Consider the following 21,187-nt stretch of genomic DNA (forward strand, 5'->3'; position numbering starts at 1 on the left):
CTCCCAGGTTCGCTGACCCGGTATGGTACGCCGGCCGGAATTTTCTGCAATTTTTCTAGAAAACTTTTCCAGTTGCCCCTGGAAAACGGTTAGAATACTGATTCATTTGAAATATCGATTTTTCCATTCGCACTTGCACAACGGCACGCGGAAAATTCCGTTGACGCTCAAGGCCCGTCGGGAGGCAGAGACATGGCGCAGGGCGGACGACGCGGGCGTGGACGACCGCGCAGCGCGTCCAGTGATACGGCAGCGACGACGGTGCAGGCGCTGGACCGCGGTATCCAGGTGCTGGCCACCCTGTCGCAATTCGGCCGCGCGACCCTGACCGATCTGGCGGTGACCGCCGAGATGGCGCCGTCGACCGTCCATCGCCTGCTGGAGACGCTGCGCCAACACAGCATCGTCGAGTTCGACGAGGTCGATCAGACCTGGGCGGTTGGGGTGGAGGCCTTTCGGATCGGCAGCACCTACCTGCTGCGCGCCAACTACATCGATGCCGGCCGGCAGATGATGCGTCGTATGGTCGAACGCACGGGGGAGACGGCGAACCTGGGCGTGCCGGATGCGGGCGATGTCGTCTTCGTTTCCCAGGTGGAAACGCAGCAGCCGATCCGTGCCTTCTTCCCGCCTGGTACCCGGGGACACATGCACGCTTCCGGCATCGGCAAGGCACTGCTGGCGGAAATGAGTTCGGAACGCGTCGCCGCGATCACGCGGCAGAGGGGGCTGCCCGCCTTCACCGACAACACGATCACCACGCTAGATCGCTTGAACGAGGACCTGGCGGCAACCCGGACGCGCGGCTGGGCGATCGACGATCAGGAACGTCAGCTCGGCATGCGCTGCCTGGCCGCGCCGATTTTCAACGAGTTTCGGGAGATCGTCGCCGGTATCTCGATCTCCGGCCCGGCCGTGCGTCTGCCCGACGACAAGCTGGCCGAGTTCGGCCCGCTGGTCCGCGAAAGCGCGGACGAGGTGACCCACCGGATCGGTGGGGCACGGCCGTGACATACGCCTCGGACCGGTCTGTCAGTCGTATCCCCGTGGCGCGGCGGCGCGGCGCAGGCGGTCGTTGATCGCGGCGCCCAGGCCTGTTTCCGGCACCGGCATCGCGGCGATGCCGCGGATGTCCGGGCGGTCCAGGGCGTGCAGCTGGGCGAACAGGTTCGCCGCTGCTTCCCGCAGATCGCCGGTCGGGCTCAGGTTCAAGGTCGCCTTGGCGCCGCCTGGCACCTCCGGGCCGAAGGCGAGCAGCGCCTCGTCGGCTGATGGGTCGGTCGCGTTCAGGCGCAGGCGGGCGTTAGGGGCGTAGTGGCTGGCGAGCTGGCCCGGGCTGGTTGGCGCGTCGGGATCGCTTGCGGGGTCGCGCAGCGGCCCGGCCGCCGCCTCCAACTCCTCGCGCGGCAGGCCGCCGGGGCGTAGCAGGGCGGGGCGGTCGCCGGAGAGATCGATTACGGTGGATTCGACCCCGACCGGGCAAGGGCCACCGTCCAGGATCAGGTCGACCGCATTACCCAGGCTGTCGGCGACATGCCGCGCCGTGGTCGGGCTGATCGACCCCGAGCGGTTGGCGCTGGGCGCGGCGACCGGACGGCCGGTTAGCGTCAGCAGACGCCGGGCGGTCTCGCTGCCCGGCACGCGCAGCGCCAGCGTGTCGAGCCCGGCGGCGGTCAGGTCCGCGATCCGGCTGTCCGGCGCGCGGCGGACCACCAACGTCAACGGGCCCGGCCAGAAGCGCGTCGCGAGTGCGCGGGCGCGAGCGTCGAACCTGCCTTCGGCGAACGCGGCCTCGGCGTCGGCGCAATGGCTGATCAGGGGATTGAAGCTGGGTCGGCCCTTCGCCTCGTAGATCCGGGCGACCGCGCGCGCGTCGGTCGCATCCGCGCCCAGGCCGTAGACCGTCTCGGTCGGGAAGGCGATAAGGCCGCCGGTGCGCAGCAACTCCGCCGCGTGGGCGAGCGCACGGGGATCGGTCGCATCGGCGAGTTCGGGGCGGTGGACGGCGTCGGTCATGGCGGCGGCGGAGTGTAGGTGGCGCGCGGGCCGGGCGAAACCCCGCGAGGCGTGCTTGTCGCGCGCGGCGGGTGCAGGCACACTGCACGCAAGATATAGGGGGGACCCACGCATGGGCGCCAAGGTCTTCACGATCGCCCAGCAGAAAGGCGGGGCGGGCAAGACGACGCTGGCCGCGCACCTGGCCGTTGCCTGGACCGCGCAGGGCTATAGCGTGGCGGTGGTGGACATCGACCCGCAGATGTCGCTGACCGCCTGGTTCCGGGTGCGCGAGGCCGCACAGGGCGACGCCGGCGCCGGCCTGCTGGTCAATCAGATCAAGGGCTGGCGGGTGCGTGCGGAAGTCGACAAGCTGGCGGGCGACCATGACATCGTGCTGATCGACAGCCCGCCGCACATGGAGACGGAAGCGCGTGTGGCGATCCGTGCGGCGGACCTGGTGATCGTGCCGGTTCAGCCTTCGCCGATGGACGTCTGGGCGACCCGGCCGACGATCGAACTGGCGCGCGAGGAAAAGAGCCCGGTCCTGCTGGTGCTCAACCGCGTGCCGCCACGCGCCAAGCTGACCGATGCGATGCAGGCGGAACTCGATGCGCTCGGCGGCGAACAGGCCGAGGCGCAGATCGGCAACCGCGTGGTCTTCGCCAGCGCGCTGTCCGAAGGCCGCTCGGTCGGCGAGGTCTCGCCGACCGGCAAAGCCGCCCGCGAGATCAAGGCGCTGGCCAAGGAACTGCTGGTGCGCGCGGGCGCGTGAGACGGTGCTGGGACCGGTCGGTTAAGTTCGCCCCAAGGACACGAAACTGCCAGGCTGTTCCCCCAACGAGACCCTGCGGTCAATGCGAAGGCGATCCAGAAACGCCTCGTCGTGGCTTACCAGGAGGAGCGCGCCGTCGTAACTGGTGAGCGCGGCTTCTAAGGCCTCAATCCCGTCGAGATCGAGGTGGTTGGTCGGTTCGTCGAGGATCAGTAGGGCGGGCGGCTCCGATCGCCCGATGGTGCACGCGAGCCCTGCGCGCAGGCGCTCTCCGCCACTGAGAGAGTTGATCAGCCGAAGAGCCTCGTCCGAGCGGAACCGGAAGCGCGCCAGCGCAGCTCGACACTCGGTTTCGTTCGCCTCCGGGTTGAGGCGACAGAAACTTTCCCGGAGCGACAGTTCCGGGACAAGGAACCCAACGTCCTGGTCGAGGTAGGCTGTGGCCACCTCGCGTCGGATGGTGCCGGCATCAGGCGCGCGGCGGCCGGCCACGAGGTTAAGAAGCGTGGTCTTGCCGCTCCCGTTCGGTCCGGTGACGGCGATCCGCTCGGGACCCGTCATCACCAGTGACCGGTTGCGGATGATGGGCCGGTCCGGATCGGGGCCGCCACTGACGCCCTCGAGCCGTAGCACGGTGCGCGAGCGTGGTAGGCCGGTCGGCGCGATCTCCATGGTCAGGGGCTCGACGACTTCAACCTTCTCGCGGGCCTCCGAGACCTTCGCTTCAGCCGCTACGCGCCGGTCATTCCGCAGCCGCGCATGGGTGCCGTCGGAGCCTTCCGCCCGCTCCTTCCGTGCATCCATCAGGACCTTCGGTTGGTCGCCCTTTGTCCGGCTTCTGCGGCCGCGGCTGTCCTTGCGGGCTTTGCGCTCGGCTGCTTGCTGCGCGCGTCGTTTCTGTTCGGCGCGTGCCTTCTCCGCATCGGCAAGGTCTTGGCGTACCGCCGCAAGCTTCTCCTGTTTCTGGGTATGATAAGCGCTGTAGCCGCCGTCGTAGCGTCTTGCGCCCAGATTCGAGAGCTCCACGATAGCGTCCATTTCCTCGAGCAACTCGCGGTCATGGCTGACAACGATGGCGGCTTGGCGCCAATCACGCAGAATATCGATCACCGCGACGCGGCCTGCTCGGTCGAGATCGTTCGTTGGCTCGTCGAGCATCAGGACGTCCGGTTCCGCGAAGAGCAGCGCTGCGAGTCTGGCGCGAGTCCGCTGTCCGCCGGAAAGTCCAAGCAAGGGGGCCTGAGGGTCGACTGCGAGGCCGCAGCGGTGCAGCGCGCGCTCCATTCGGGCGGGTAGTGTCCAGTCGGCCTCGGCCAGCTCCTCGACACTGGCCCGCCCCACTTCGGCGCGATTGATCAACTCCAGCGCCGAGCTCACCTCAAAAAAAAGGTCGGCAACTGTATCGGAGGCCTCTGGTAGGAGGGACTGACGTAACAGGCCTGCGGTTCCGGTGCGTGTCACGTTACCGGTGCTCGGCGCCAAGTCTCCCGTAATCAGTCGGAGCAGGGTGGTCTTGCCGCTGCCGTTACGGCCCACGAGACCCGTGCGTTCGGCGGCGAAGCTGAAATTGAGGTCGGAGAGGACGGCAGTGCCGTCAGGCGCGGACCAAGAAAGATTGCAAAGCGTGACAGAGGCAGGCATGGGGCAGAATTTCTCGCAGCAGCATCGGCGGGGCGAAAGCGGCGAGATTCTGATCCATGTTGATGCAACTCCTGCCTGCGGTAACGCTCACCAGCATATGGAAAGACGGTTGGCGCGTCGACGCAAAGCTGACGTGGAGCGAAGTCGACACGGCGCTTGCATGTTATTTGTGGTGACTCGAACGACGCACGTGCGCTCTTGAACCTTGGCGGCGTTCCGGCCACGCTCCGGGCCGTCATGCGCACTTTCCTCGACCGGCTATACGCTCTCTCCGGCGCGATCGCGGCGGCGTTCATCTGCGCCATCGCGCTCGTCGTGCTGGCGCAGGTGGGGGCGAACCTGCTCGACCAGCTCGCGAGCCTGGTTCTGGGCGCGCCGTTCGGGCTGGTGGTGCCGTCCTACGCCAACTTCGCGGGCTTTTTCCTGACCGCGGCGACTTTCTTCGCGCTGGCCTACACCCTCAAGCGCGGCGCGCACATCCGGGTGACGCTGGCGATCCAGTTCCTGGGCCCGAAGGCCCGGCAGGTGGTCGAGGTCTGGTGCATCCTGGTCGGGCTGTCGATCGCCGGCTTCTTCACCTGGCACACCTTCGGGCTGGTTTCGGACTCCTACCGTTTCGGCGACATGTCGACCGGCATGGTCGCGATCCCGATCTGGATCCCGCAGGGGGCGCTGGTGCTGGGCGGCGGGGTCCTGACGATCGCGCTGCTGGACGAGCTCGTGGTCGCGCTCAGCGGCCGCACGCCGGCGCACGAGCGCGCCAACGTCGGCATCCTGGAACATGTCGGCGAGGCCGAGCGCGAGAGCGACCGCGCGGCGGCGCAGGGGGAGCGCCGCTAGATGGGCGAGGTCTGGCTCGGTATCCTGCTGGTGGTCGTGCTGTTCGCGCTGCTTGGCAGCGGCGTCTGGGTCGCCTTCTCGCTGTTCGGCGTCGGGCTGGTGGCGATGGAGCTTTTTACCAGCTCACCGGTCGGCCGGGTGCTCGCCACCAGCGTCTGGGGCGCCTCCAACTCCTGGGCGTTGGCGGCGCTACCGCTGTTCATCTGGATGGGCGAGATCCTGTTCCGCTCGCGCCTGTCGGAGGACCTGTTCGGCGGCCTGGCGCCCTGGATGGGGCGGATGCCGGGCCGGCTGATGCACGTGAATATTCTGGGCTGCTCGATCTTCGCCGCCGTGTCCGGCTCCAGCGCGGCGACCGCCGCCACGATCGGGCGGATGAGCCTGCCCGAACTCACCCGGCGCGGCTATGACGAGACGATGTCGATCGGCACGCTGGCGGGCTCCGGCACGCTGGGACTGCTGATTCCGCCGTCGATCATCCTGATCGTCTACGGCGTCGCGATCGAGGAATCGATCGCCCGTCTGTTCGTCGCCGGCATTCTGCCGGGACTGGTGCTGGTGGTGCTGTTCATGGGCTACGTCGCGCTGTGGTCGACGCTGCATCCCGAGCGCACGCCGCCACGCGACCCGGCGGTGCCGCTACGACAGCGGATCTGGCAGTCGCGCCGCCTGATTCCGGTGGTACTGCTGATCGTGGGCGTGATCGGCAGCATCTACGTCGGCATCGCGAGCCCGACCGACGCGGCCGCCGTCGGCGTGTTCCTGGCGCTGCTGCTGTCCTGGCTGTCCGGCACCCTGACCCGCAAGTCCTTCGCCGACGGGCTGATGGGGGCGACGCGCACCTCCTGCATGATCGCCTTTATCCTGGCCGGCGCGTCCTTCCTGACCAGCGCGATGGGCTTCACCGGCATCCCGCGTATGCTGGCGGAATGGATCGCGACCCAGGGGCTGTCGACCTACGGCCTGCTGGCGGCGCTGACGGTGTTCTTCGTCGTGCTCGGCTGCTTTCTGGACGGCATTTCGCTCGTGGTCCTGACCACCGCCGTGATCCTGCCGGTGGTGGAGGCCGCTGGAATCGACCGGATCTGGTTCGGCATCTACCTGGTCGTCGTGGTGGAGATGTCGCAGATTACGCCGCCGGTCGGCTTCAACCTGTTCGTCCTGCAGGGGCTCACCGGCCGCAACATTCTGCAGGTCGCCAAGGCCGCCTTGCCGTTTTTCTGCATCCTGGTGCTGGGCGTCGTGCTGCTGGTTGCCTTCCCGCAATTGGCGCTCTGGCTGCCGGATCTGATGGCCCAGATGCAGAACTGATGGCCGGCTGATAAGCTTCCGGCCGGGTGCGATACATTTTTCGCAGAGAGGCCCTCCCTTCAAGGAAGAGGGAAGGGGCCTGCCAGTATCCAAGGCGGCGTGCGACAAGCCGCCGATCGCGAGCACGAAGGGGAGGCACGGTGATGAACGCGGATGCGGCGCTGAAGCGCGGGTGGCTGGACGAACTGGCGGATGTCCTGGGCGCGCGGCTGAGCACGGCGACAGCCCATCTGGAACAGCACGGCCAGGACGAGAGCTACCACGATGGGCAACCGCCGGAAGCTGTCGCCTTTCCCGAGACGACGGAGGAAGTGGCGCAGCTGGTAGCGATCTGCGCACGCTATCGCAAGCCGGTGATCCCGTTCGGCGCCGGCACCTCGCTGGAGGGGCACGTCGCCGCGCTGTCGGGTGGGGTCTGCCTCGACCTGTCGCGGATGAACGCGGTGCTGGACGTCAATGCCGAGGACATGGACTGCGCCGTCCAGGCCGGGGTGACCCGCAAGCAGCTCAACGATTACCTGCGTGATACCGGCCTGTTTTTCCCGATCGATCCCGGCGCCAACGCCACTCTCGGCGGGATGGCCGCGACGGGCGCCAGCGGCACCAACGCGGTGCGCTATGGCACCATGCGGGAGAACGTGATCGGGCTGACGGTCGTGCTGGCCGACGGCCAAGTGGTGCGCACCGGCGGACGGGCGCGCAAGTCGAGCGCCGGCTACGACCTGACCCGCCTGATGGTGGGCAGCGAGGGCACGCTGGGGGTGATCACCGAGGTGCGGCTGCGTCTGAGCGGGCAGCCGGAGGCGATCTCCTCGGCCGTCTGTTCTTTCCCGACGCTGGAAGGTGCGGTCGAGACGGCGCAGATGGTGATCCAGTCCGGCATCCCGGTGGCGCGCATGGAACTGCTGGACGAGGTGCAGATGGATGCCTGCAACCGCTACAGCGGTCTTGATTACCCGGTGCAGCCGACGATCTTCTTCGAGTTCCACGGCTCCGAGGCGGGCGTGAGCGAACAGGCGGAGCGCACCGGCGAGCTGGCGCAGGCGTGCGGGGGCACCGACTTCGCCTGGGCGACCCGGCCGGAGGAACGCTCCAAGCTGTGGGCCGCGCGGCACGCTGCCTTCTACGCGGCGCTCGGGCTCAAGCCGGGCTCGAAAGGCTGGCCGACCGACGTCGCCGTGCCGATCTCGCGCCTGGCCGAGTGTATCACCGAGACCAAGCAGGATATCGCGGAGTCCGGTCTGATTGCGCCGATCGTGGGCCACGTCGGCGACGGTAACTTCCATCTTGTATTTGTCATCGACCCGAGCGACGACGCGGAGATGGCCTGCGCCCAGGCCCTGAACGAGCGCCTGGTCGCCCGTGCGCTTCGCATGGCGGGCACCTGCACCGGCGAGCACGGCATTGGTTACGGCAAGATCGACCTGCTAAAGCAGGAGCACCCGGATCTGCTACCCACGATGGCCGCGATCAAGCGCGCCCTCGATCCCGCCAACATCCTGAACCCGGGCAAGATCGTGCGCCTGGACGGGTAGTCTGGGGCCTGCCTTAGGAGGTGTGCCCCTCGGTATTGCAATCGGAGGTGTGTGGGGTCGCGTCCGCGCGATTCCCGGGACGTTACGCCGGCTCCGGCGGATCAGGATCGTCGGGGGGCTCGGGTAGCTTGGGAAATCTCGGGCGTGGGTTTTCCGCTGGGCGGGGACCGTTGGCCTTGTCCGGATCGCGGATGGTGGCGAGACGGGGGAGGCCGCGCTGTTTGCGGCGGCGATAGGCATCCAGGTCGATCAACTCACCCATGGTTCGCCTGCCCATCCTGTCGCACGTGTCCGGCCCCAATTTCCGGGCCGGCGATCTTCCCAAGACCGGTGTTCTGGCCAGCAAACGCCTGCATCTGCGTGGCAGCGTTTGCCGTTGCCGCCGTCTTTCATTAGCTTAGCGCGTACGCTGCCGGGTGCAACGGAAACGCCCGCGCCGGGCGGGGTCCCGGGAACGGGAAGACGTCCTGTCGCGGCCTTGCTCTCGCACGCATGCTTTGCGGCCGGCCGCCGGGCCGGTCGCGCGATGATGCTAACGCCCGCCCAGACGCACGTCGTGCGCGACAGAAGGTCACGCGTTGAAGAAGCTGCTCTACGCCCTGCTCGCCGTTGTCCTGCTGTTGGTGGCGGCGGTGCTGCTCCTGCCGAGCCTGATCGACTGGAACGCGTATAAGGACCAGCTGGCCCAGCAGGTCGAGCGGGCGACCGGACGCAACATCACGGTCGGCGGGTCGGTCAGCCTGTCGCTGCTACCCAGCCCCGCTTTCTCCGCCCAGCAGGTGACGCTTGCCAACGTCGCGGGTGGGCGTGAACAGGCGATGGCGGAGATTGCCGACTTGCGCGTGCGCGTCGCCCTTGCGCCCTTGCTTCAGGGGCAGGTCAAGGTCGAGCAGCTGGTGCTGGTCGAGCCACGGGTGTTGCTGGAACGCACCGCCGCCGGCCGGGCCAACTGGCGCTTCCGCGATGGCGATGGTCCGGCGACAGGCGACGGCGGCCCGCTCGATCGCGGGCTCCTGGGGCAGGTCAGCCTGCAAAGCGTGCGCGTTGTCGATGGCACACTGCGCTTCGTCGATGCCGCAGCCGGGATCGACCGGCAGGTCACAGGAATCGACGCGCGACTGTCCGCGCAGTCGCTTTCGGGCCCACTGCAAGCGCAGGGCAGCCTGAGCGCGAATGGCGTGCCGTTGAGCTTCGAGGGAGAACTGGGGCAGCTGAACACCGGCGGTCCGGCGCCCTACAGCCTGCGGGTCCAGTTGAACGGGACGGATGCATACGCCGAACTCGGCGGCGCGCTGTCGACGGGGGACGCGGTACGGCTTCAGGGCGACCTGGAGGCGCGGGGCAGCAGTCTTGCGGACACGCTGGCCCGCATCACCGGGCGTGCGGCCGGGAGCTATCCGCCGCAGCTGGCCCAGACGTTTTCCAGCGAGAGCCAGCTGACGCTCGACGCTGATACGCTGAAGGCGCAAAACCTCTCGCTACAGCTCGGCGACACGGGCGCGGACGGACGATTGCAGGTCACCCTCCCGACCGCGGACGAGAGCGAGCGTACCGAAGCGGTCGCCGACCTCACGATCCAGCGTCTGGACCTCGACCGTCTGCTCGCCATGCAGCGTGACACCGACGCCGGCGTCGATGGCGAGGGCTCACGCGGATCCGACGGCGACGCCTTCTCCCTGCCGCAGGATGTGCAGGCTGAGCTCAATGTGAACGTCGGCGCGATCTTGTATCATGACCGGGTGATCCGGCAGGGCCGGGCGAACGCTGTCCTGGCCGACGGTACGGTCACGCTCAATCAGGCGATGGCGCTGCTGCCCGGGTCCAGCGATCTCGCGCTGTTCGGCACGCTTGCCGCGCAGGATGGCCGGCCGGTGTTCGATGGCCGGCTGGAGACCGCTTCCGACAACCTGCGCGGCATGCTGGACTGGCTGGGCGTACAGGTCGAGCGCGTATCAGAAGATCGCCTGCGCCGGATGGAGCTGTTGGCCGATCTGCAGGCGCGTCCCGGGCAGGTAACGCTCACCAACGTCGACTTGGACGTCGACACCGCGCAGGTGCAGGGCGGTGTGGCGATCGCGTTGCGCCAGCGTCCGGGATTTGGCATCGGGTTGACTGTCGACAAGCTGAACCTCGACGCCTACTTGCCATCTGGTGACGCGGGCGGGCGCCAAACGGGCGAAGATGCTGGCCCGCCGCTCGGCTGGCTGGGCGGTTTCGATGCCAACTTCGACCTGCGCGCGGGTCAGTTGACCTACGCCGGCACCACGGCGCGAGACGTCAGGCTGGATGCGACCCTGCACAACCAGGCGCTGACGGTGCGCGAGGCTTCGGTCGGCAATCTCGCCGGCGCGGCCGTACGCCTGGATGGCAAACTCAGCGAACTGGTGGGGCTCGATCCGCAGCTCGACTTCAACGTCGATCTGGACGTGCAGAACCTGTCGCGCTTTGCCGGGGTGGCCGGCCTGTCGGACTCGGTTCCAGCCGGGGTCGGTCCGGTCGCGCTGACCGGCACCGCCCAAGGCGGGGTAGCCGACGCCAAGGTCGATGGCACGCTGACCGCGCTGGGCGGCACTGCGACCTTCCAGGGACAGATCGAACCGCTGGCCGCCCCCATGGCCTTCGACCTCGTGCTCGCCTTGCAGCATGACAGCCTGCGTGCGTTCACCGAGCAGGCGCCAGGGCTGCCCCGGCTGCGGCAAGAGGCTGGCGCGCTCGACCTGACCGCCCGGCTCGCCGGGACGACGCGCAGCTTCAGCACGGATAACCTGACGGGGCGGATCGGGCCGGTGACGGTCGAGGGTCCGGTTTCGCTCGACCTCGCCGGTGACCGGCCGCGCCTGACGGCCAATCTGGAGACGGGCGAGCTGCCGCTTGCGGCTTTCGCGGCCGCGGGGGCCGGCGCGCAAACTCCGGCGTCGGAAGACGTCGGCGAGGACGGTACGGCAACCGGCGCCCGCTGGTCGGCGCAGCCGCTGCCGTTGGCTGCCCTGACCGGGGTCGATCTGGACCTGACCCTGGCGAGCGACGCGCTCGTTCTGCCCGATGATAGCCGGCTCGAAGACGCCGAGCTGGCTGCGACCTTGACCGACGGCGTCCTCGATCTGGATCGGCTGCAAGGCACGCTTTTCGGCGGCGATCTGCGCGCCAACGGCACGCTCGATGCGCGCGATACCGCGGCGCTGTCGCTCGTGATTGAGGCGCAGCAGGTCGCCAGCAGCCCGCTGCTGGCGCATCTGTTCGGGGTCCAGGCCTTGGACGGGCCGATCGACCTGAATGCGGATTTGAACGCCAAAGGCGCCAGTCCGAATGCGATGATCGGAAGTCTGACCGGGCAAGGCGAACTGTCTGGCCGCGTGACGGTCGAACCACAACTGTTCCTGGGGCCGCAGGCCGGCCAATTGCTGGAACAGAATGGCGCGCCTGACGGTCGGATGGGGCAGCGTCTCTCCAATATGCTGGGCGATGCCTTCGGGGCGGAGGTGAAGATCGGCGGTCTGACCCGGGCCCTGGACTTTGTCGGCATGGCTTTCACCCAGGAACGTGCCAAGCTGGCCGGTACCTTCGCCATCGCCGAGGGGATCATGACCACCTCCGATCTGACGCTCGATGGCTTGGAAGGCCGGGCCGAGACGCGTGGGCAGATCAACCTGCCGACCTGGCGCCTGGACCTGACGACCGAGTTGTTCCGTGCGAAGGACGCGCCCGATGCCCCCTTCGTCGTGACCCGCCAGACGGGGTCGCTGGATGCGCCCAACGTCGCGATCACCGGCGGCGCCTTCCGGGACCAGTTGACGCCCGGTAAGAGTCAACAGCAGACCGGGGACGCCGCGCCGGAAGCCGACGATAGCTCGGGGGAACCTGCCGGAGACGAGGCTGGCGCACAGCCGTCGGACGATACGTCTGCGGCGAACGGCGGCCAGGCGCCCAAGCGCGCGGAGGAAATCATCCGCGGCGTCCTCGACCAATTGCAAAGCGAGCCCTGAGCCTAGTCTCCAAGTGCTGCTGGTAAATTAGCCCCCAACCGGCGGCCCACCCATCCGCAATCTCAAGGAGTGCGCCTATGACCGCGACTGCGGCCCGCGCCGTCGTGTTCGCCTTGCTAGCCCTCATGATCGCCGGCTGCACGGACATACGTCGCACCGAGCCCGAACGCGGCGCGAACGAGCAACTGCTGTTGTCGACGGCCGCGGACGAGGCGATCAAGCGGATGGAGTTCAGCCTTGACGACGGCAGCCGGGTTTACCTGGATGGCCGCTACTTCGACTCCTACGACCGCGCCTATGCAGTTGGCGCATTACGTTCCGCATTGCTGGCGCAGGGCGCGCACCTCGTCAGCAACAGGGGCGATGCCGAGGTGATCGTTGAGGTGCGTTCGGGCGCGCTGTCGACCACGCGCCGGGACTTTCTGGTGGGCTTTCCCGCGATCGAGATTCCGGTTCCGACAACGACCTCGCTGGAAACGCCCGAACTTGCGTTGTGGAAGGAACTGGACCGTACTGGCATCGCCAAGTTCGCGGCGACCGTCTACCACGCCGACGGCGGGCTGATCCGGGAAGTCGGGCCGGTTTATGGCCTATCTTGGCTCGACCGGAATCACATCGTCGGTATTGCCTGGGATGTGCGTAACACCCAGCCGGATGATGTGCCCATCGATCCCCCGGTCTCCGGGCCGGATCCGGCGCGCAAGACCAAATAACGCGCGTCGCGGGGCCCCTTACAACCAGGGTTGCCAGCCGATTTCCTTGCTGTCGGCCGCGATGGGCAGGTCGCCTTCCGCGTGACGGCTGATTTCGTCCTCCACCAGGCGGGCGATGTCGCGCAGGTTGGCCCGGTCGTCGTTGCTGAACGTCGGGCGTGGTTCTGGCGCCAGCAGGCACAGCGTGCCGACGTTGGCCCCGTCCGGGCTGCGCACCGGCACACCGGCGTAGAAGCCGATACCGCGGGCGTGTTCGCCCTGAACCATCTCGTCGAACCGCCGATCCGCGGCAACGTCGGGGACGATCAAGGGGCTGCCATTGGCGATCGTGAAGGCGCAGAACGCCTGATCGCGCGGCACCTGGGAAACCGGCAAACCGATGGAGGATTTGAACCAGTTGCGGTCGCGGTCCAGGAACGCGATCGCCGCCATGGGAACCCCACCGACGCGCGCGGCCAGGCGGGTCAAGCGGTCGAACGCAAGCTCGCGCGGCGTATCCAGCATCCGAACACGGCGTAGCGCAGCAAGCCGGTGCGCCTCGTCCGTCGGTAACGGCGGGGCCGTTCGGGTTTCTGGCATACCTATAGCTCTCCAGTCGTTATCAGCCGAGCTGCATCGAAAACTGTAGGTAGGAAACTACCCCAAAATCTTCAGACGTTCACACGCACTGGGGTATGTGTTGCCTGTCCGAACGGATAGTGGCTGGGACCTGACCGGCATCCGGTGCGCTGGCAGGTATCGCGAGCCCGGGTGTGCTTGCGGAAAAATTGATGGCTGGCCGCAGTCCGGTCGTCTACGTGCCGTTTGACGGCGGCGTGGAACGCCCGCCGATCAGGTAGGGACCGTTGGCGTACTCATCTGCACTCATCTGGTCGGGGCGACGTTCAGCGCCCCGCCGAGATCTGCTGCAACACCCAGACGCGTAAGGCACTCGACAGGTTGCCACTGCGCGCCGCGTCGATCTCGGCGATCAGGGCGTTCAAGGATTGACCACGTGCCGCCGCCAGCCGGCGCAGGGCCGCCCAGAAGGGCGGTTCCAGGCTGAGCGAGGTGCGGTGCTGGAACAACGTGACCGAATGCTTTTCCAGCCGCTGATCGCCGGGATCGAGCGCGATGGTGGGCGCCCCCTCGGCGCGCACCTCGGCCATCTCAGTCCGCCTTGCGCGGGCCCAGCATCTCTTCCGGCCGGACCAGCTGGTCGAACTGCTGCTGGCTCAGCAGGTCCAGCTCGGCGGCGGCCTGCTTCAGCGTCTTGCTTTCGGCGAACGCCTTCTTCGCGACCTTGGCGGCGTTGTCATAGCCGATGTGCGGGTTGAGTGCGGTCACCAGCATCAGGGAATCGCGCATGAGCTGGTTGATCCGCTCCTCGTTCGCCTCGATTCCGGCCACGCAGTTGGTGTTGAAGCTCTCTGCCGCATCGCCCAGCAGTTGGCAGGACTGCAGCAGGTTGTAGATCATCACCGGCTTGAAGACGTTGAGTTCGAAGTGGCCGTTCGAGCCGGCGACCGTGACGGCGGTGTGGTTGCCCATCACCTGCGCGCACACCTGGGTCATCGCTTCGCACTGGGTCGGGTTGACCTTGCCGGGCATGATCGAGGAGCCGGGCTCGTTCGCCGGCAGCAGCAGCTCGAAGAAGCCGCACCGCGGGCCGGAGCCCATCAGGCGGATGTCGTTGGCGATCTTCATCAGCGAGGTCGCCACGGTGTTGGCCGCGCCGGAGGCCTCGACCACCGCGTCGTGTGCGGCCAGCGCCTCGAACTTGTTCTCCGCCGTTTGGAAGCGCTCTCCAACGATGGCCGAAACCTCCTCGGCGAATGCCTCGGCGAAGCCCTGGGTGCTGTTCAGGCCGGTGCCGACGGCCGTGCCGCCCTGGGCGAGCTGGCGCAGCCGGGGCAGGCTGCCTTCCAGCCGCGCGACCGCATAGGCCGCCTGGGTGGCGTAGCCGGAGAACTCCTGGCCCAGGGTGAGCGGCGTCGCGTCCATCAGGTGGGTACGGCCGATCTTGATGATCTGGTCGAACGCCTTCGCCTTCTCCTGCAGGGCGTCGGCCAGACGCTTCAGCTTCGGGATCGTCTCGGTCGTGATCAGCCGGACGGCGGCGATGTGCATCACGGTGGGGAAGGTGTCGTTGGACGATTGCCCGTAGTTGCAGTGATCGTTCGGGTGCACCGGCGACTTGCCGCCGCGCGTGCCGGCCAGCATTTCGTTCGCCCGGCCGGCGATCACCTCGTTGGCGTTCATGTTCGACTGCGTGCCGCTGCCGGTTTGCCAGACCACCAGCGGGAAGTGATCGTCGAGTTCGCCGTCGATCACTTCCTGCGCGGCTTTGCAAATCGCATCGCCGACCCGCTTGTCGAGCTGACCCAGCTTGATATTCGCGCGGGCCGCCGCGAGCTTCTGGATGCCGAGCGCGCGAACCACCTGGGTCGGCATCCGTTCCCCGCCGATCTTGAAGTTCTGCAGCGACCGCTGGGTCTGTGCGCCCCAGTAGGCGCTGGCTGGAACCTCGATCTCGCCGATCGAATCGCTTTCGGTACGGGTGGCTTGCTCGCTCATGACGCTCGCCTTGTCGGTTGTCGTGGGGCTCGTTTGCCGGCGTTAACCTGGCGGGGTTGTAGCTGCTCGCGGGCGTGGATGCCAGGGGCGACGCCTGACCTGACGGCGCGCAGGCGTTTCACGTCGCTTGAATCTGCGCGTCTTCGAACGCGAACTTCCAGTCCACCGGTGCTTCGCCCAGGTCGCGTACCGCCTCGTGGTAGAGGCCGGTCGCCTTGCGGAAGGCCTCTTGTTCGCCAAACGCGGCACGTCGGCAGTAAACGCGAGCGTTCCCGCGGCAAGCGGCTTGGTCAGGGTGACGCGGAACGGGCGCTTGGGCGGTTCTTCGGCCATTCCAGAACGTCCTTCTTGCGCTGCAATCAGGTGTGGCCGCGCAGGAAGGCGGCAACCGTGTCGGCGGCTGTCGCCCAGTTTGTCTCTGCACTGTAGCCGGAGGATTTGCGCGGCTTCAGATCGTGATCGCCGTCCGGTAGACAGGTGAGCTGAACTGCCGCCGACAGCGGGTAGGTCGCGACCTCCTCGGCCGTGCCGAACGGGTCGCGCTCGCCCTGACAGACCAGCATGGACGTGGCAAGCGCCTGCAGGTGCTCGGTGCGCAGCTTTTCCGGCTTGCCGGGCGGGTGGAAGGGGTAGCCGAGGGCGACGACGCCAGCCACCGGCTGGTCCGTCTGTTCCTGGTCGGCGGCGAGCAGGCTTGCCATGCGCCCGCCCATTGACTTGCCGCCGACGACCACCGAACCGGGGCCTCCCAACGCGTCGATGACCGCCCGGAATTCGGCCAGTAGCGTATTCTGCGCCGGTGGCGGACGTTTCTTGCCACCCGCCCGCCGCTCGGCCATGTAGCCGAACTCGAAGCGCGCTACCCGCACCCCGCGTGCGGCCAGAAGCTCCGCCATCGCCGCCATGAACGGGCTGTCCATACCGACCCCGGCGCCGTGGGCGAGAGCCAGAACCGGACCGTCCTGTGGGCCATCGAACGTGATCTGCGGGGGCTCCGCCGTCATCCGCTGCTCCCTAACGCGATCTTAACCGCGCGCCCGCGATGCTCGTTCCCGACCCGCCGACAAACCCCGGGAGAGACGGGCATGGACGACATCCACGAGCGCGATCTGTCGCGTAAACCCAACCATGCGCTCAGTGACGAGGAAAAGCGTGAACTGAGCCGTCGGTTCAAGGAGTTCTCGCAGATGGTCCAGGCGCGCGGCCCGAAGGCGTGCGGTCTGCGCGGCGCTGGCAAGGGCGGCGCGGTCGGTGCCAAGAAGCGCATTCGCAAATGGACGCCAGGCCAGAAGGCGTAGCGCCTGCGCCTACCGGCGAGGCAGTATCGGATCGGCCCCAAAACGCTCAGGGCCGGCGCCGTGTCACGGCGCCGGCCCTTTGCGTATTTAGCCGGACCGTCGTTTAGCCGATCTGGCCGCCCTCGTTCCGCGTGATCGCGACAACCGCCGGACGGACCGGCAGATTGTCGTCGAAGTCGGGCCAGCGGGTCACCGGGTTCTCGAAGGTCGAGCCCTCGGCATCGCCCGGATGCTGGACCGCAACGAACAGCGTGCCGTCGTCGGGGGTAAAGAACGGTCCACACATCTCAGCCCCGACCGGACAGCGGAAGAAGTGGCGGCTGGAGCCGCGGAGATCGCCCTTGGTCTCGATCGCCCAGACACCGTCGGCGCGGCCGGAGGTTTCCTGGTCGTTGCCGTCGGTGGAGATCCACAGCCGCCCGCGGTGGTCGACCACGGCGTTGTCCGGATTGACGAACCAGCCGTGCTGGCTGGTGCCCTTGCCCCATTGGGCGCCGGCGTTCGGGTCGTTCGGATCGCCCGCCAGCACCAGGATATCCCAGCGGTCCTGCAGACCGGCGAAGTCGCCGTCGGTGACGTCGATCTCCAGCACGTGCCCGGCGGAGTTGCCGGCGCGCGGGTTGGCCGGGTGGGTGGCATCCGGTTTGCGCTTCTCGTTGGAGGTCAGCATCACGTAGATCTTGCCCTCCTGAGCGTCCGGCGCGACGTCTTCCGGCCGGTCCATCGGCGTGGCGCCCAGCAGGTCGGCGGCCCGGCGGGTCTCGATCAGCACGTCCGCCTGGCTGTTGAAGCCGTTCTCCGGGGTCAACGGCCCGGTGCCGTAGACGATCGGCAGCCAGTCGACCGTGCCGTCCTCGTTGAAGCGGGCGACGTACAGTGTGCCGCTGTCGAGCAGGCCGAAGTTGTTGGTCCGGTTGTTGTGGTCGACCCGGCCGTAGGACACGAACTTGTAGACATAGTCGAACCGCTGGTCGTCGCCCATCACCGAGACGACGCGACCGTCCTTGTTCTCGATCGTCTCCGCGCCCTCGTGCTTGAAGCGGCCCATGGCGGTGCGCTTCACCGGCGTGAACGATGGGTCGTAGGGATCGTACTCGACCATCCAGCCGAACCGGTTCGGCTCGTGCGGCTCCTTGCCGATGTCGAAGCGGTCGTCAAAATCCGCCCAGGCGTACCAGCCGCCCGGGACGCCGTAGCGGGTGTGGTTCTGCGCTTCAGCCGGGTCGGCGTTCTCGCCCTTGAAGTAGCCGTGGAAGTTCTCCTCGGCGATCAGCACCGTGTTCCACGGCGTCACGCCGCCGGCGCAGTTATTGACGGTGCCGATTACCCGCGTGCCGGAAGAATCGTGGGAGGTTTGCAGGCGGGGATGGCCGGCGGCCGGCCCGGAGATGGCCATCTCCGTCGAGCGCAGCGAATAGCGGCGGTTGTACGGGCTGTCCTTGCGGTAGCTCCACTTGCCGTCGCGCCCGCGCTGCACCTCGATCACCGAGTGGCCATGCGCGGCCATCTCGATCGCCACCGTCTCCGCCGTCGGCTGCTCGTAGTTGGGGAACATCAACTCTTCGTTGGTGTATTCGTGGTTGATGCACAGCAGTCCGTGGTCGGCGCTGTCGGACCCTGCGGGCAGCGGGACGAAGCCGATGAAGTCGTTGTTGTAGCCGAACTGCTGTTCCTGCGCCTCGGCGGTCTGGTGCATCGGGTCGAAGGCGGGAGCGCCCGGCGCGACCGGATCGCCCCAGCGGATCAGGATGTCGGCATCGTAGCCCTCGGCGACGTGGTGGGTCTCGTCGACCGCGGCCTCCAACTCAGGGAACTGGAAGCTCCAGGCGGATTCGGGGACGCTACCGGCACCGCTGGTCTCCGCCGCCTCGGCCTGGCTACCGACGAGACCGCCGGTCTTGGCGGTCAGGGTCGCCACGGCTGTCATCGCGAGCGCGCCGCGCAATACGTCCCGCCGGCCGTAGCGCGCGCCGATCACCTCGCCGATGGTCGGTCGGTCGAGCGGGGAGGACGGCGTATCCTCCGCGAATTCCATCCGCGTCGAGCTGCTGTAGCCCTGGTCGACCGGATCCTGTTCCGGCTCCCGGGAGAGGGGGGTACCATCGCTCATTGTGCAAATCCCTGTTTCTGGCCTGTCTGTCCAGGTGGTTAACGGCCAGATTGTGCAGGCGAGTTGTTTGCAGAGCGGTGACACCTGTGCTGCGCATTGATGACGGCGTCTACACCCGGAGGTCACCCCAGGTGTCTTGCTGTTATGGCGTGTCACCCGCCGGGTGTGAGCGATGCCGACCGACATGGGCCGCCAGTTCCTGCCAGGGCGCAAGGTCCCAGCTTCCCCGTGCGGCCCCGGAGGGCGACGGCAGCACGAACACGTCGATGTCAGGGAACGGGCTTTCGGGCTGTCGGCCCGTTACAACTTGGCGGCTGCCCAGAAAGACCTTGGCCGGGCGCTTACCCACGAAGGCCAGCACACGCGGCGTGTAGCGCCGCATCTTGGCGGCGAGGGCGGCCGGGTCGTCGCCGCCGGCCGGGAGGGCGGCGTCGGCGCCGCTGGCCGTTTGGCACAGGTCGGTCAGCCCCAGACCGTAGTTTGGCAGCTCGCGGAAACGTTCGGGCGGCAGTTCAACCGGCGTCAGGCCTACCCGTGTCAGGGTCGGCCAGAAGCGATTCCCGGGTCCCGCGTAATACGCACCAACGCGCGCCGAGACGGCGCCGGCCGCACTGCCGCAGAATACCACGTCGAGCCCGGGTGCCAGAATGTCGGGCAGGATGCTCACGCCGAACCCGTCACAGACTGTGGCTGCTGGACGCGCTTATGGTTCGGAAAAAGTCGCCTGTGGGCGCCTGTTCCGTGGCGCTATTGCTTTTTGCGAAAGCGGTCCAGGGTCACGACGTTGTCGTCGCCACCGGTGTCGTCGTCCCCGCCTTCGGCCTTTTCCGGGGCACCGCCGGCCTCGCTGGCGTTGCCCTGATAGTTCGAGGCCTGTTCGGGGGTCGCGTTTTCGCTGTCGTCGTCCTCGCCCGCGTCGAACTGCAGGCCAAAGCGCACCGAGGGATCGGCGAAGGCGGCGATCGCCTCGAAGGGGATGTGCAGCTGTTCGGACACGTTGTTGAACGTCAGCGTGACCTGGAAAGCGTCCTCGCCGACCTGCAGATCCCAGAACTGGTACTGCAGGACGATCGTCATCTCGCGCGGGTAACGCTCCTTTAGCGAATCCGGCATGACGACGTCGGGATGGTCGGTGCGGAAGGTCACATAGAAGTGGTGTTCGCCCGGCAGCCCGTGTTCGGCGACCTGGGCGAGCGCCTGACGCACCACGCCCCTCAGAGCGTTCTCGACCATCACGTCGTAATGCAGGTCGTCCTCGGAGCCGCCGGTTTCGGCCATATCAAATCCTTCCTACGCCTCGTCTGCTTGCGGCGGAGGCTATTAAAGCGGATGCGTGGGAGCAATGAAAGTGGGGCTTTCTGTTGCTAGGTAGCCCCAGACCCCACCTAGCCGGACTCGACCCGACTAGGGATTTATGCCGTGGTTGCCTTGGCGCTGTTACGCGGCCGCGGCAACCGGAGCGCGATTGTCGTTCGCACTTCTTGGATGGCCCGATAACGGCGGATGCCATGCCGGGGCAAAGACACGTCTTTTGCCGCGCGTCGATCCTGGTTCGCCCCCATGAGGTGGCAGCCCGACCCGACGTGCAACGCCGAAAGAGGGGAACGGCGATACGCGGGTCGGTGATGTTGGTGGAGGCGCCGGGTACTGCCCCCGGGTCCGCTACGGCTAGTGAACGTGCCGTTTATGCCCATAGTCCGGTGCGACCGGACATTTATCCATGTGGGGCAGAGGCTTACCTTTTTAAAGGGTGGCCGCGCAGGAGGGCTCTCGCTTCGGCCTCGCGCGGTCGCTGCCGCTCGTCTAGGGTCGTTTGCGATAGTTCGTTCTGACAGGAAAGACGCCTTGGCCATGGTCGCTCCCGATTCGCCCGTCCGTCCGCGCATGACCCTCGTCGTCGCCGCCGACGCGGCGGGGGGAATCGGCCAGGAAGGCGGGCTGCCGTGGCGTCTGCCGGATGACCTGAAGTGGTTCAAGCGGGTCACGATGGGGCATCCGCTGGTGATGGGCCGGAAAACCCACGAGTCGATCGGCCGTAGCCTGCCGGGCCGACTGAACATCGTGGTCACCCGTCAGCCGGACTACGCGCCGTATGCGGACGCCGTGCTGGCGGATTCGCTGGAGGCGGCGCTGGATCGCGCCGCGCAGGGCAACGCCGAAGAGGTGGCCGAGGAGGTGATGGTGATCGGCGGGGCGCAGATTTTCCGCAGCGCGCTGCCCCTCGCGGATCGTGTGCTGCTGACCCGCGTGCACGACACCTTTTCCGCGGACACCTTCCTTGAGGACTTGGACCCGCAGGTCTGGCAGGAAACCTGGCGGGAGGACCACGCCGCCGACGCCCGCAACCCGCACCCCTACAGCTTTATCGAGTTGGTGCGGGGGTGACGGTCTTCTAACACCCGTCGGCGCCGCGCCCTTATTCGACGCGCG

The 21,187-nt window shown here is 67.4% G+C and carries 19 protein-coding genes and 1 other RNA gene; 9 read left to right on the forward strand and 11 right to left on the reverse strand.

Translation table 11 applies throughout. From position 1 onward, the window contains the following. Positions 1–192 precede the first annotated feature (192 nt). Positions 193–1,011: an HTH-type transcriptional regulator BhcR gene (gene bhcR / locus RHOSA_RS0106285; RefSeq protein WP_027288004.1), complete on the forward strand. Its 819-nt coding sequence runs from the start codon at positions 193–195 to the stop codon at positions 1,009–1,011. Between the two features lie 21 nt (positions 1,012–1,032). On the opposite strand, the gene RHOSA_RS0106290 is transcribed toward bhcR, so the two are convergent. Continuing rightward, positions 1,033–2,016 carry an L-threonylcarbamoyladenylate synthase gene (locus RHOSA_RS0106290; protein ID WP_027288005.1) on the reverse strand — a complete coding sequence of 328 codons (984 nt, stop codon included), beginning with the start codon at positions 2,014–2,016 and terminating at the stop codon, positions 1,033–1,035. A 112-nt stretch (positions 2,017–2,128) separates the two neighbouring features. Between RHOSA_RS0106290 and parA the strand changes: the two genes are divergently transcribed. After that, on the forward strand, positions 2,129–2,770 hold the full coding sequence (gene parA / locus RHOSA_RS0106295) for a ParA family partition ATPase (protein WP_027288006.1): 642 nt from the start codon (positions 2,129–2,131) through the stop codon (positions 2,768–2,770). Positions 2,771–2,791: 21 nt separating this feature from the next. Here parA and RHOSA_RS0106300 read toward each other — a convergent pair whose 3' ends face one another. Further along, positions 2,792–4,411, reverse strand: a complete 1,620-nt coding sequence (locus RHOSA_RS0106300) for an ABC-F family ATP-binding cassette domain-containing protein (protein ID WP_027288007.1) — start codon at positions 4,409–4,411, stop codon at positions 2,792–2,794. A gap of 237 nt (positions 4,412–4,648) precedes the next feature. On the opposite strand from RHOSA_RS0106300, the gene RHOSA_RS20885 reads away from it, so the two are divergent. The 3 genes from RHOSA_RS20885 to RHOSA_RS0106315 all read left to right on the forward strand — a co-directional run bounded on the left by RHOSA_RS20885 (position 4,649) and on the right by RHOSA_RS0106315 (position 8,097). Further along, positions 4,649–5,251, forward strand: coding sequence for a TRAP transporter small permease (locus RHOSA_RS20885; RefSeq protein WP_051432439.1), 603 nt, complete (start codon positions 4,649–4,651; stop codon positions 5,249–5,251). Continuing rightward, positions 5,252–6,562 carry a TRAP transporter large permease gene (locus tag RHOSA_RS0106310; RefSeq protein WP_027288008.1) on the forward strand — a complete coding sequence of 437 codons (1,311 nt, stop codon included), beginning with the start codon at positions 5,252–5,254 and terminating at the stop codon, positions 6,560–6,562. It abuts the gene before it with no gap. Between the two features lie 143 nt (positions 6,563–6,705). Then, complete coding sequence (locus RHOSA_RS0106315; protein ID WP_027288009.1) at positions 6,706–8,097, forward strand: FAD-binding oxidoreductase; 1,392 nt, start codon at positions 6,706–6,708, stop codon at positions 8,095–8,097. An 82-nt stretch (positions 8,098–8,179) separates the two neighbouring features. On the opposite strand, the gene RHOSA_RS0106320 is transcribed toward RHOSA_RS0106315, so the two are convergent. Then, complete coding sequence (locus tag RHOSA_RS0106320) at positions 8,180–8,359, reverse strand: hypothetical protein (protein WP_027288010.1); 180 nt, start codon at positions 8,357–8,359, stop codon at positions 8,180–8,182. 316 nt (positions 8,360–8,675) lie between these two features. Between RHOSA_RS0106320 and RHOSA_RS0106325 the strand changes: the two genes are divergently transcribed. Together RHOSA_RS0106325 and RHOSA_RS20890 are read left to right on the forward strand one after the other, a co-directional pair. Then, positions 8,676–12,080 (forward strand): AsmA family protein, encoded by a 3,405-nt coding sequence (locus RHOSA_RS0106325; RefSeq protein WP_027288011.1) that lies wholly within the window; start codon positions 8,676–8,678, stop codon positions 12,078–12,080. Between the two features lie 77 nt (positions 12,081–12,157). Continuing rightward, positions 12,158–12,793 carry a DUF6655 family protein gene (locus tag RHOSA_RS20890; protein WP_051431874.1) on the forward strand — a complete coding sequence of 212 codons (636 nt, stop codon included), beginning with the start codon at positions 12,158–12,160 and terminating at the stop codon, positions 12,791–12,793. An 18-nt stretch (positions 12,794–12,811) separates the two neighbouring features. Here RHOSA_RS20890 and RHOSA_RS20895 read toward each other — a convergent pair whose 3' ends face one another. From RHOSA_RS20895 to RHOSA_RS0106350, 4 genes are all read right to left on the reverse strand, one after another. Continuing rightward, a complete protein-coding gene (locus RHOSA_RS20895) occupies positions 12,812–13,372 on the reverse strand; it encodes a GAF domain-containing protein (RefSeq protein WP_081728530.1) in 561 nt (186 codons plus the stop codon). A 305-nt stretch (positions 13,373–13,677) separates the two neighbouring features. Next, positions 13,678–13,941: a ribbon-helix-helix domain-containing protein gene (locus RHOSA_RS0106340; protein WP_037255805.1), complete on the reverse strand. Its 264-nt coding sequence runs from the start codon at positions 13,939–13,941 to the stop codon at positions 13,678–13,680. Position 13,942: 1 nt separating this feature from the next. Continuing rightward, positions 13,943–15,349 (reverse strand): class II fumarate hydratase, encoded by a 1,407-nt coding sequence (gene fumC / locus RHOSA_RS0106345; RefSeq protein WP_027288013.1) that lies wholly within the window; start codon positions 15,347–15,349, stop codon positions 13,943–13,945. Positions 15,350–15,708: 359 nt separating this feature from the next. Beyond that, positions 15,709–16,353, reverse strand: a complete 645-nt coding sequence (locus RHOSA_RS0106350) for an alpha/beta fold hydrolase (RefSeq protein WP_037255806.1) — start codon at positions 16,351–16,353, stop codon at positions 15,709–15,711. Between the two features lie 81 nt (positions 16,354–16,434). Between RHOSA_RS0106350 and RHOSA_RS0106355 the strand changes: the two genes are divergently transcribed. Then, complete coding sequence (locus tag RHOSA_RS0106355; RefSeq protein ID WP_027288015.1) at positions 16,435–16,647, forward strand: hypothetical protein; 213 nt, start codon at positions 16,435–16,437, stop codon at positions 16,645–16,647. A 103-nt stretch (positions 16,648–16,750) separates the two neighbouring features. On the opposite strand, the gene RHOSA_RS0106360 is transcribed toward RHOSA_RS0106355, so the two are convergent. From RHOSA_RS0106360 to ssrA, 4 genes are all read right to left on the reverse strand, one after another. Continuing rightward, complete coding sequence (locus RHOSA_RS0106360) at positions 16,751–18,757, reverse strand: PhoX family protein (protein WP_322786833.1); 2,007 nt, start codon at positions 18,755–18,757, stop codon at positions 16,751–16,753. Between the two features lie 142 nt (positions 18,758–18,899). Beyond that, complete coding sequence (locus tag RHOSA_RS0106365) at positions 18,900–19,424, reverse strand: mismatch-specific DNA-glycosylase (protein WP_037255809.1); 525 nt, start codon at positions 19,422–19,424, stop codon at positions 18,900–18,902. An 80-nt stretch (positions 19,425–19,504) separates the two neighbouring features. Beyond that, positions 19,505–20,035: an SspB family protein gene (locus RHOSA_RS0106370; protein ID WP_037255811.1), complete on the reverse strand. Its 531-nt coding sequence runs from the start codon at positions 20,033–20,035 to the stop codon at positions 19,505–19,507. Positions 20,036–20,104: 69 nt separating this feature from the next. Beyond that, positions 20,105–20,509: a transfer-messenger RNA gene (gene ssrA / locus RHOSA_RS24665) on the reverse strand. 99 nt (positions 20,510–20,608) lie between these two features. On the opposite strand from ssrA, the gene RHOSA_RS0106375 reads away from it, so the two are divergent. Next, positions 20,609–21,142 (forward strand): dihydrofolate reductase, encoded by a 534-nt coding sequence (locus RHOSA_RS0106375; RefSeq protein WP_027288019.1) that lies wholly within the window; start codon positions 20,609–20,611, stop codon positions 21,140–21,142. Positions 21,143–21,187 lie beyond the last annotated feature (45 nt).

Origin of the sequence: Rhodovibrio salinarum DSM 9154 (genome assembly GCF_000515255.1) — a bacterium.
Classification (GTDB): Bacteria; Pseudomonadota; Alphaproteobacteria; order Kiloniellales; family Rhodovibrionaceae; genus Rhodovibrio; species Rhodovibrio salinarum.

Excerpts from the sequence above, each read along its gene's own strand:
- bhcR (WP_027288004.1), top strand. The coding sequence starts at position 193 with ATGGCGCAGGGCGGACGACGCGGGCGTGGACGACCGCGCAGCGCGTCC.
- RHOSA_RS0106290 (WP_027288005.1), bottom strand. The coding sequence starts at position 2,016 with ATGACCGACGCCGTCCACCGCCCCGAACTCGCCGATGCGACCGATCCC.
- parA (WP_027288006.1), top strand. The coding sequence starts at position 2,129 with ATGGGCGCCAAGGTCTTCACGATCGCCCAGCAGAAAGGCGGGGCGGGC.
- RHOSA_RS0106300 (WP_027288007.1), bottom strand. The coding sequence starts at position 4,411 with ATGCCTGCCTCTGTCACGCTTTGCAATCTTTCTTGGTCCGCGCCTGAC.
- RHOSA_RS20885 (WP_051432439.1), top strand. The coding sequence starts at position 4,649 with ATGCGCACTTTCCTCGACCGGCTATACGCTCTCTCCGGCGCGATCGCG.
- RHOSA_RS0106310 (WP_027288008.1), top strand. The coding sequence starts at position 5,252 with ATGGGCGAGGTCTGGCTCGGTATCCTGCTGGTGGTCGTGCTGTTCGCG.
- RHOSA_RS0106315 (WP_027288009.1), top strand. The coding sequence starts at position 6,706 with ATGAACGCGGATGCGGCGCTGAAGCGCGGGTGGCTGGACGAACTGGCG.
- RHOSA_RS0106320 (WP_027288010.1), bottom strand. The coding sequence starts at position 8,359 with ATGGGTGAGTTGATCGACCTGGATGCCTATCGCCGCCGCAAACAGCGC.
- RHOSA_RS20890 (WP_051431874.1), top strand. The coding sequence starts at position 12,158 with ATGACCGCGACTGCGGCCCGCGCCGTCGTGTTCGCCTTGCTAGCCCTC.
- RHOSA_RS20895 (WP_081728530.1), bottom strand. The coding sequence starts at position 13,372 with ATGCCAGAAACCCGAACGGCCCCGCCGTTACCGACGGACGAGGCGCAC.
- RHOSA_RS0106340 (WP_037255805.1), bottom strand. The coding sequence starts at position 13,941 with ATGGCCGAGGTGCGCGCCGAGGGGGCGCCCACCATCGCGCTCGATCCC.
- fumC (WP_027288013.1), bottom strand. The coding sequence starts at position 15,349 with ATGAGCGAGCAAGCCACCCGTACCGAAAGCGATTCGATCGGCGAGATC.
- RHOSA_RS0106350 (WP_037255806.1), bottom strand. The coding sequence starts at position 16,353 with ATGACGGCGGAGCCCCCGCAGATCACGTTCGATGGCCCACAGGACGGT.
- RHOSA_RS0106355 (WP_027288015.1), top strand. The coding sequence starts at position 16,435 with ATGGACGACATCCACGAGCGCGATCTGTCGCGTAAACCCAACCATGCG.
- RHOSA_RS0106360 (WP_322786833.1), bottom strand. The coding sequence starts at position 18,757 with ATGAGCGATGGTACCCCCCTCTCCCGGGAGCCGGAACAGGATCCGGTC.
- RHOSA_RS0106370 (WP_037255811.1), bottom strand. The coding sequence starts at position 20,035 with ATGGCCGAAACCGGCGGCTCCGAGGACGACCTGCATTACGACGTGATG.
- RHOSA_RS0106375 (WP_027288019.1), top strand. The coding sequence starts at position 20,609 with ATGGTCGCTCCCGATTCGCCCGTCCGTCCGCGCATGACCCTCGTCGTC.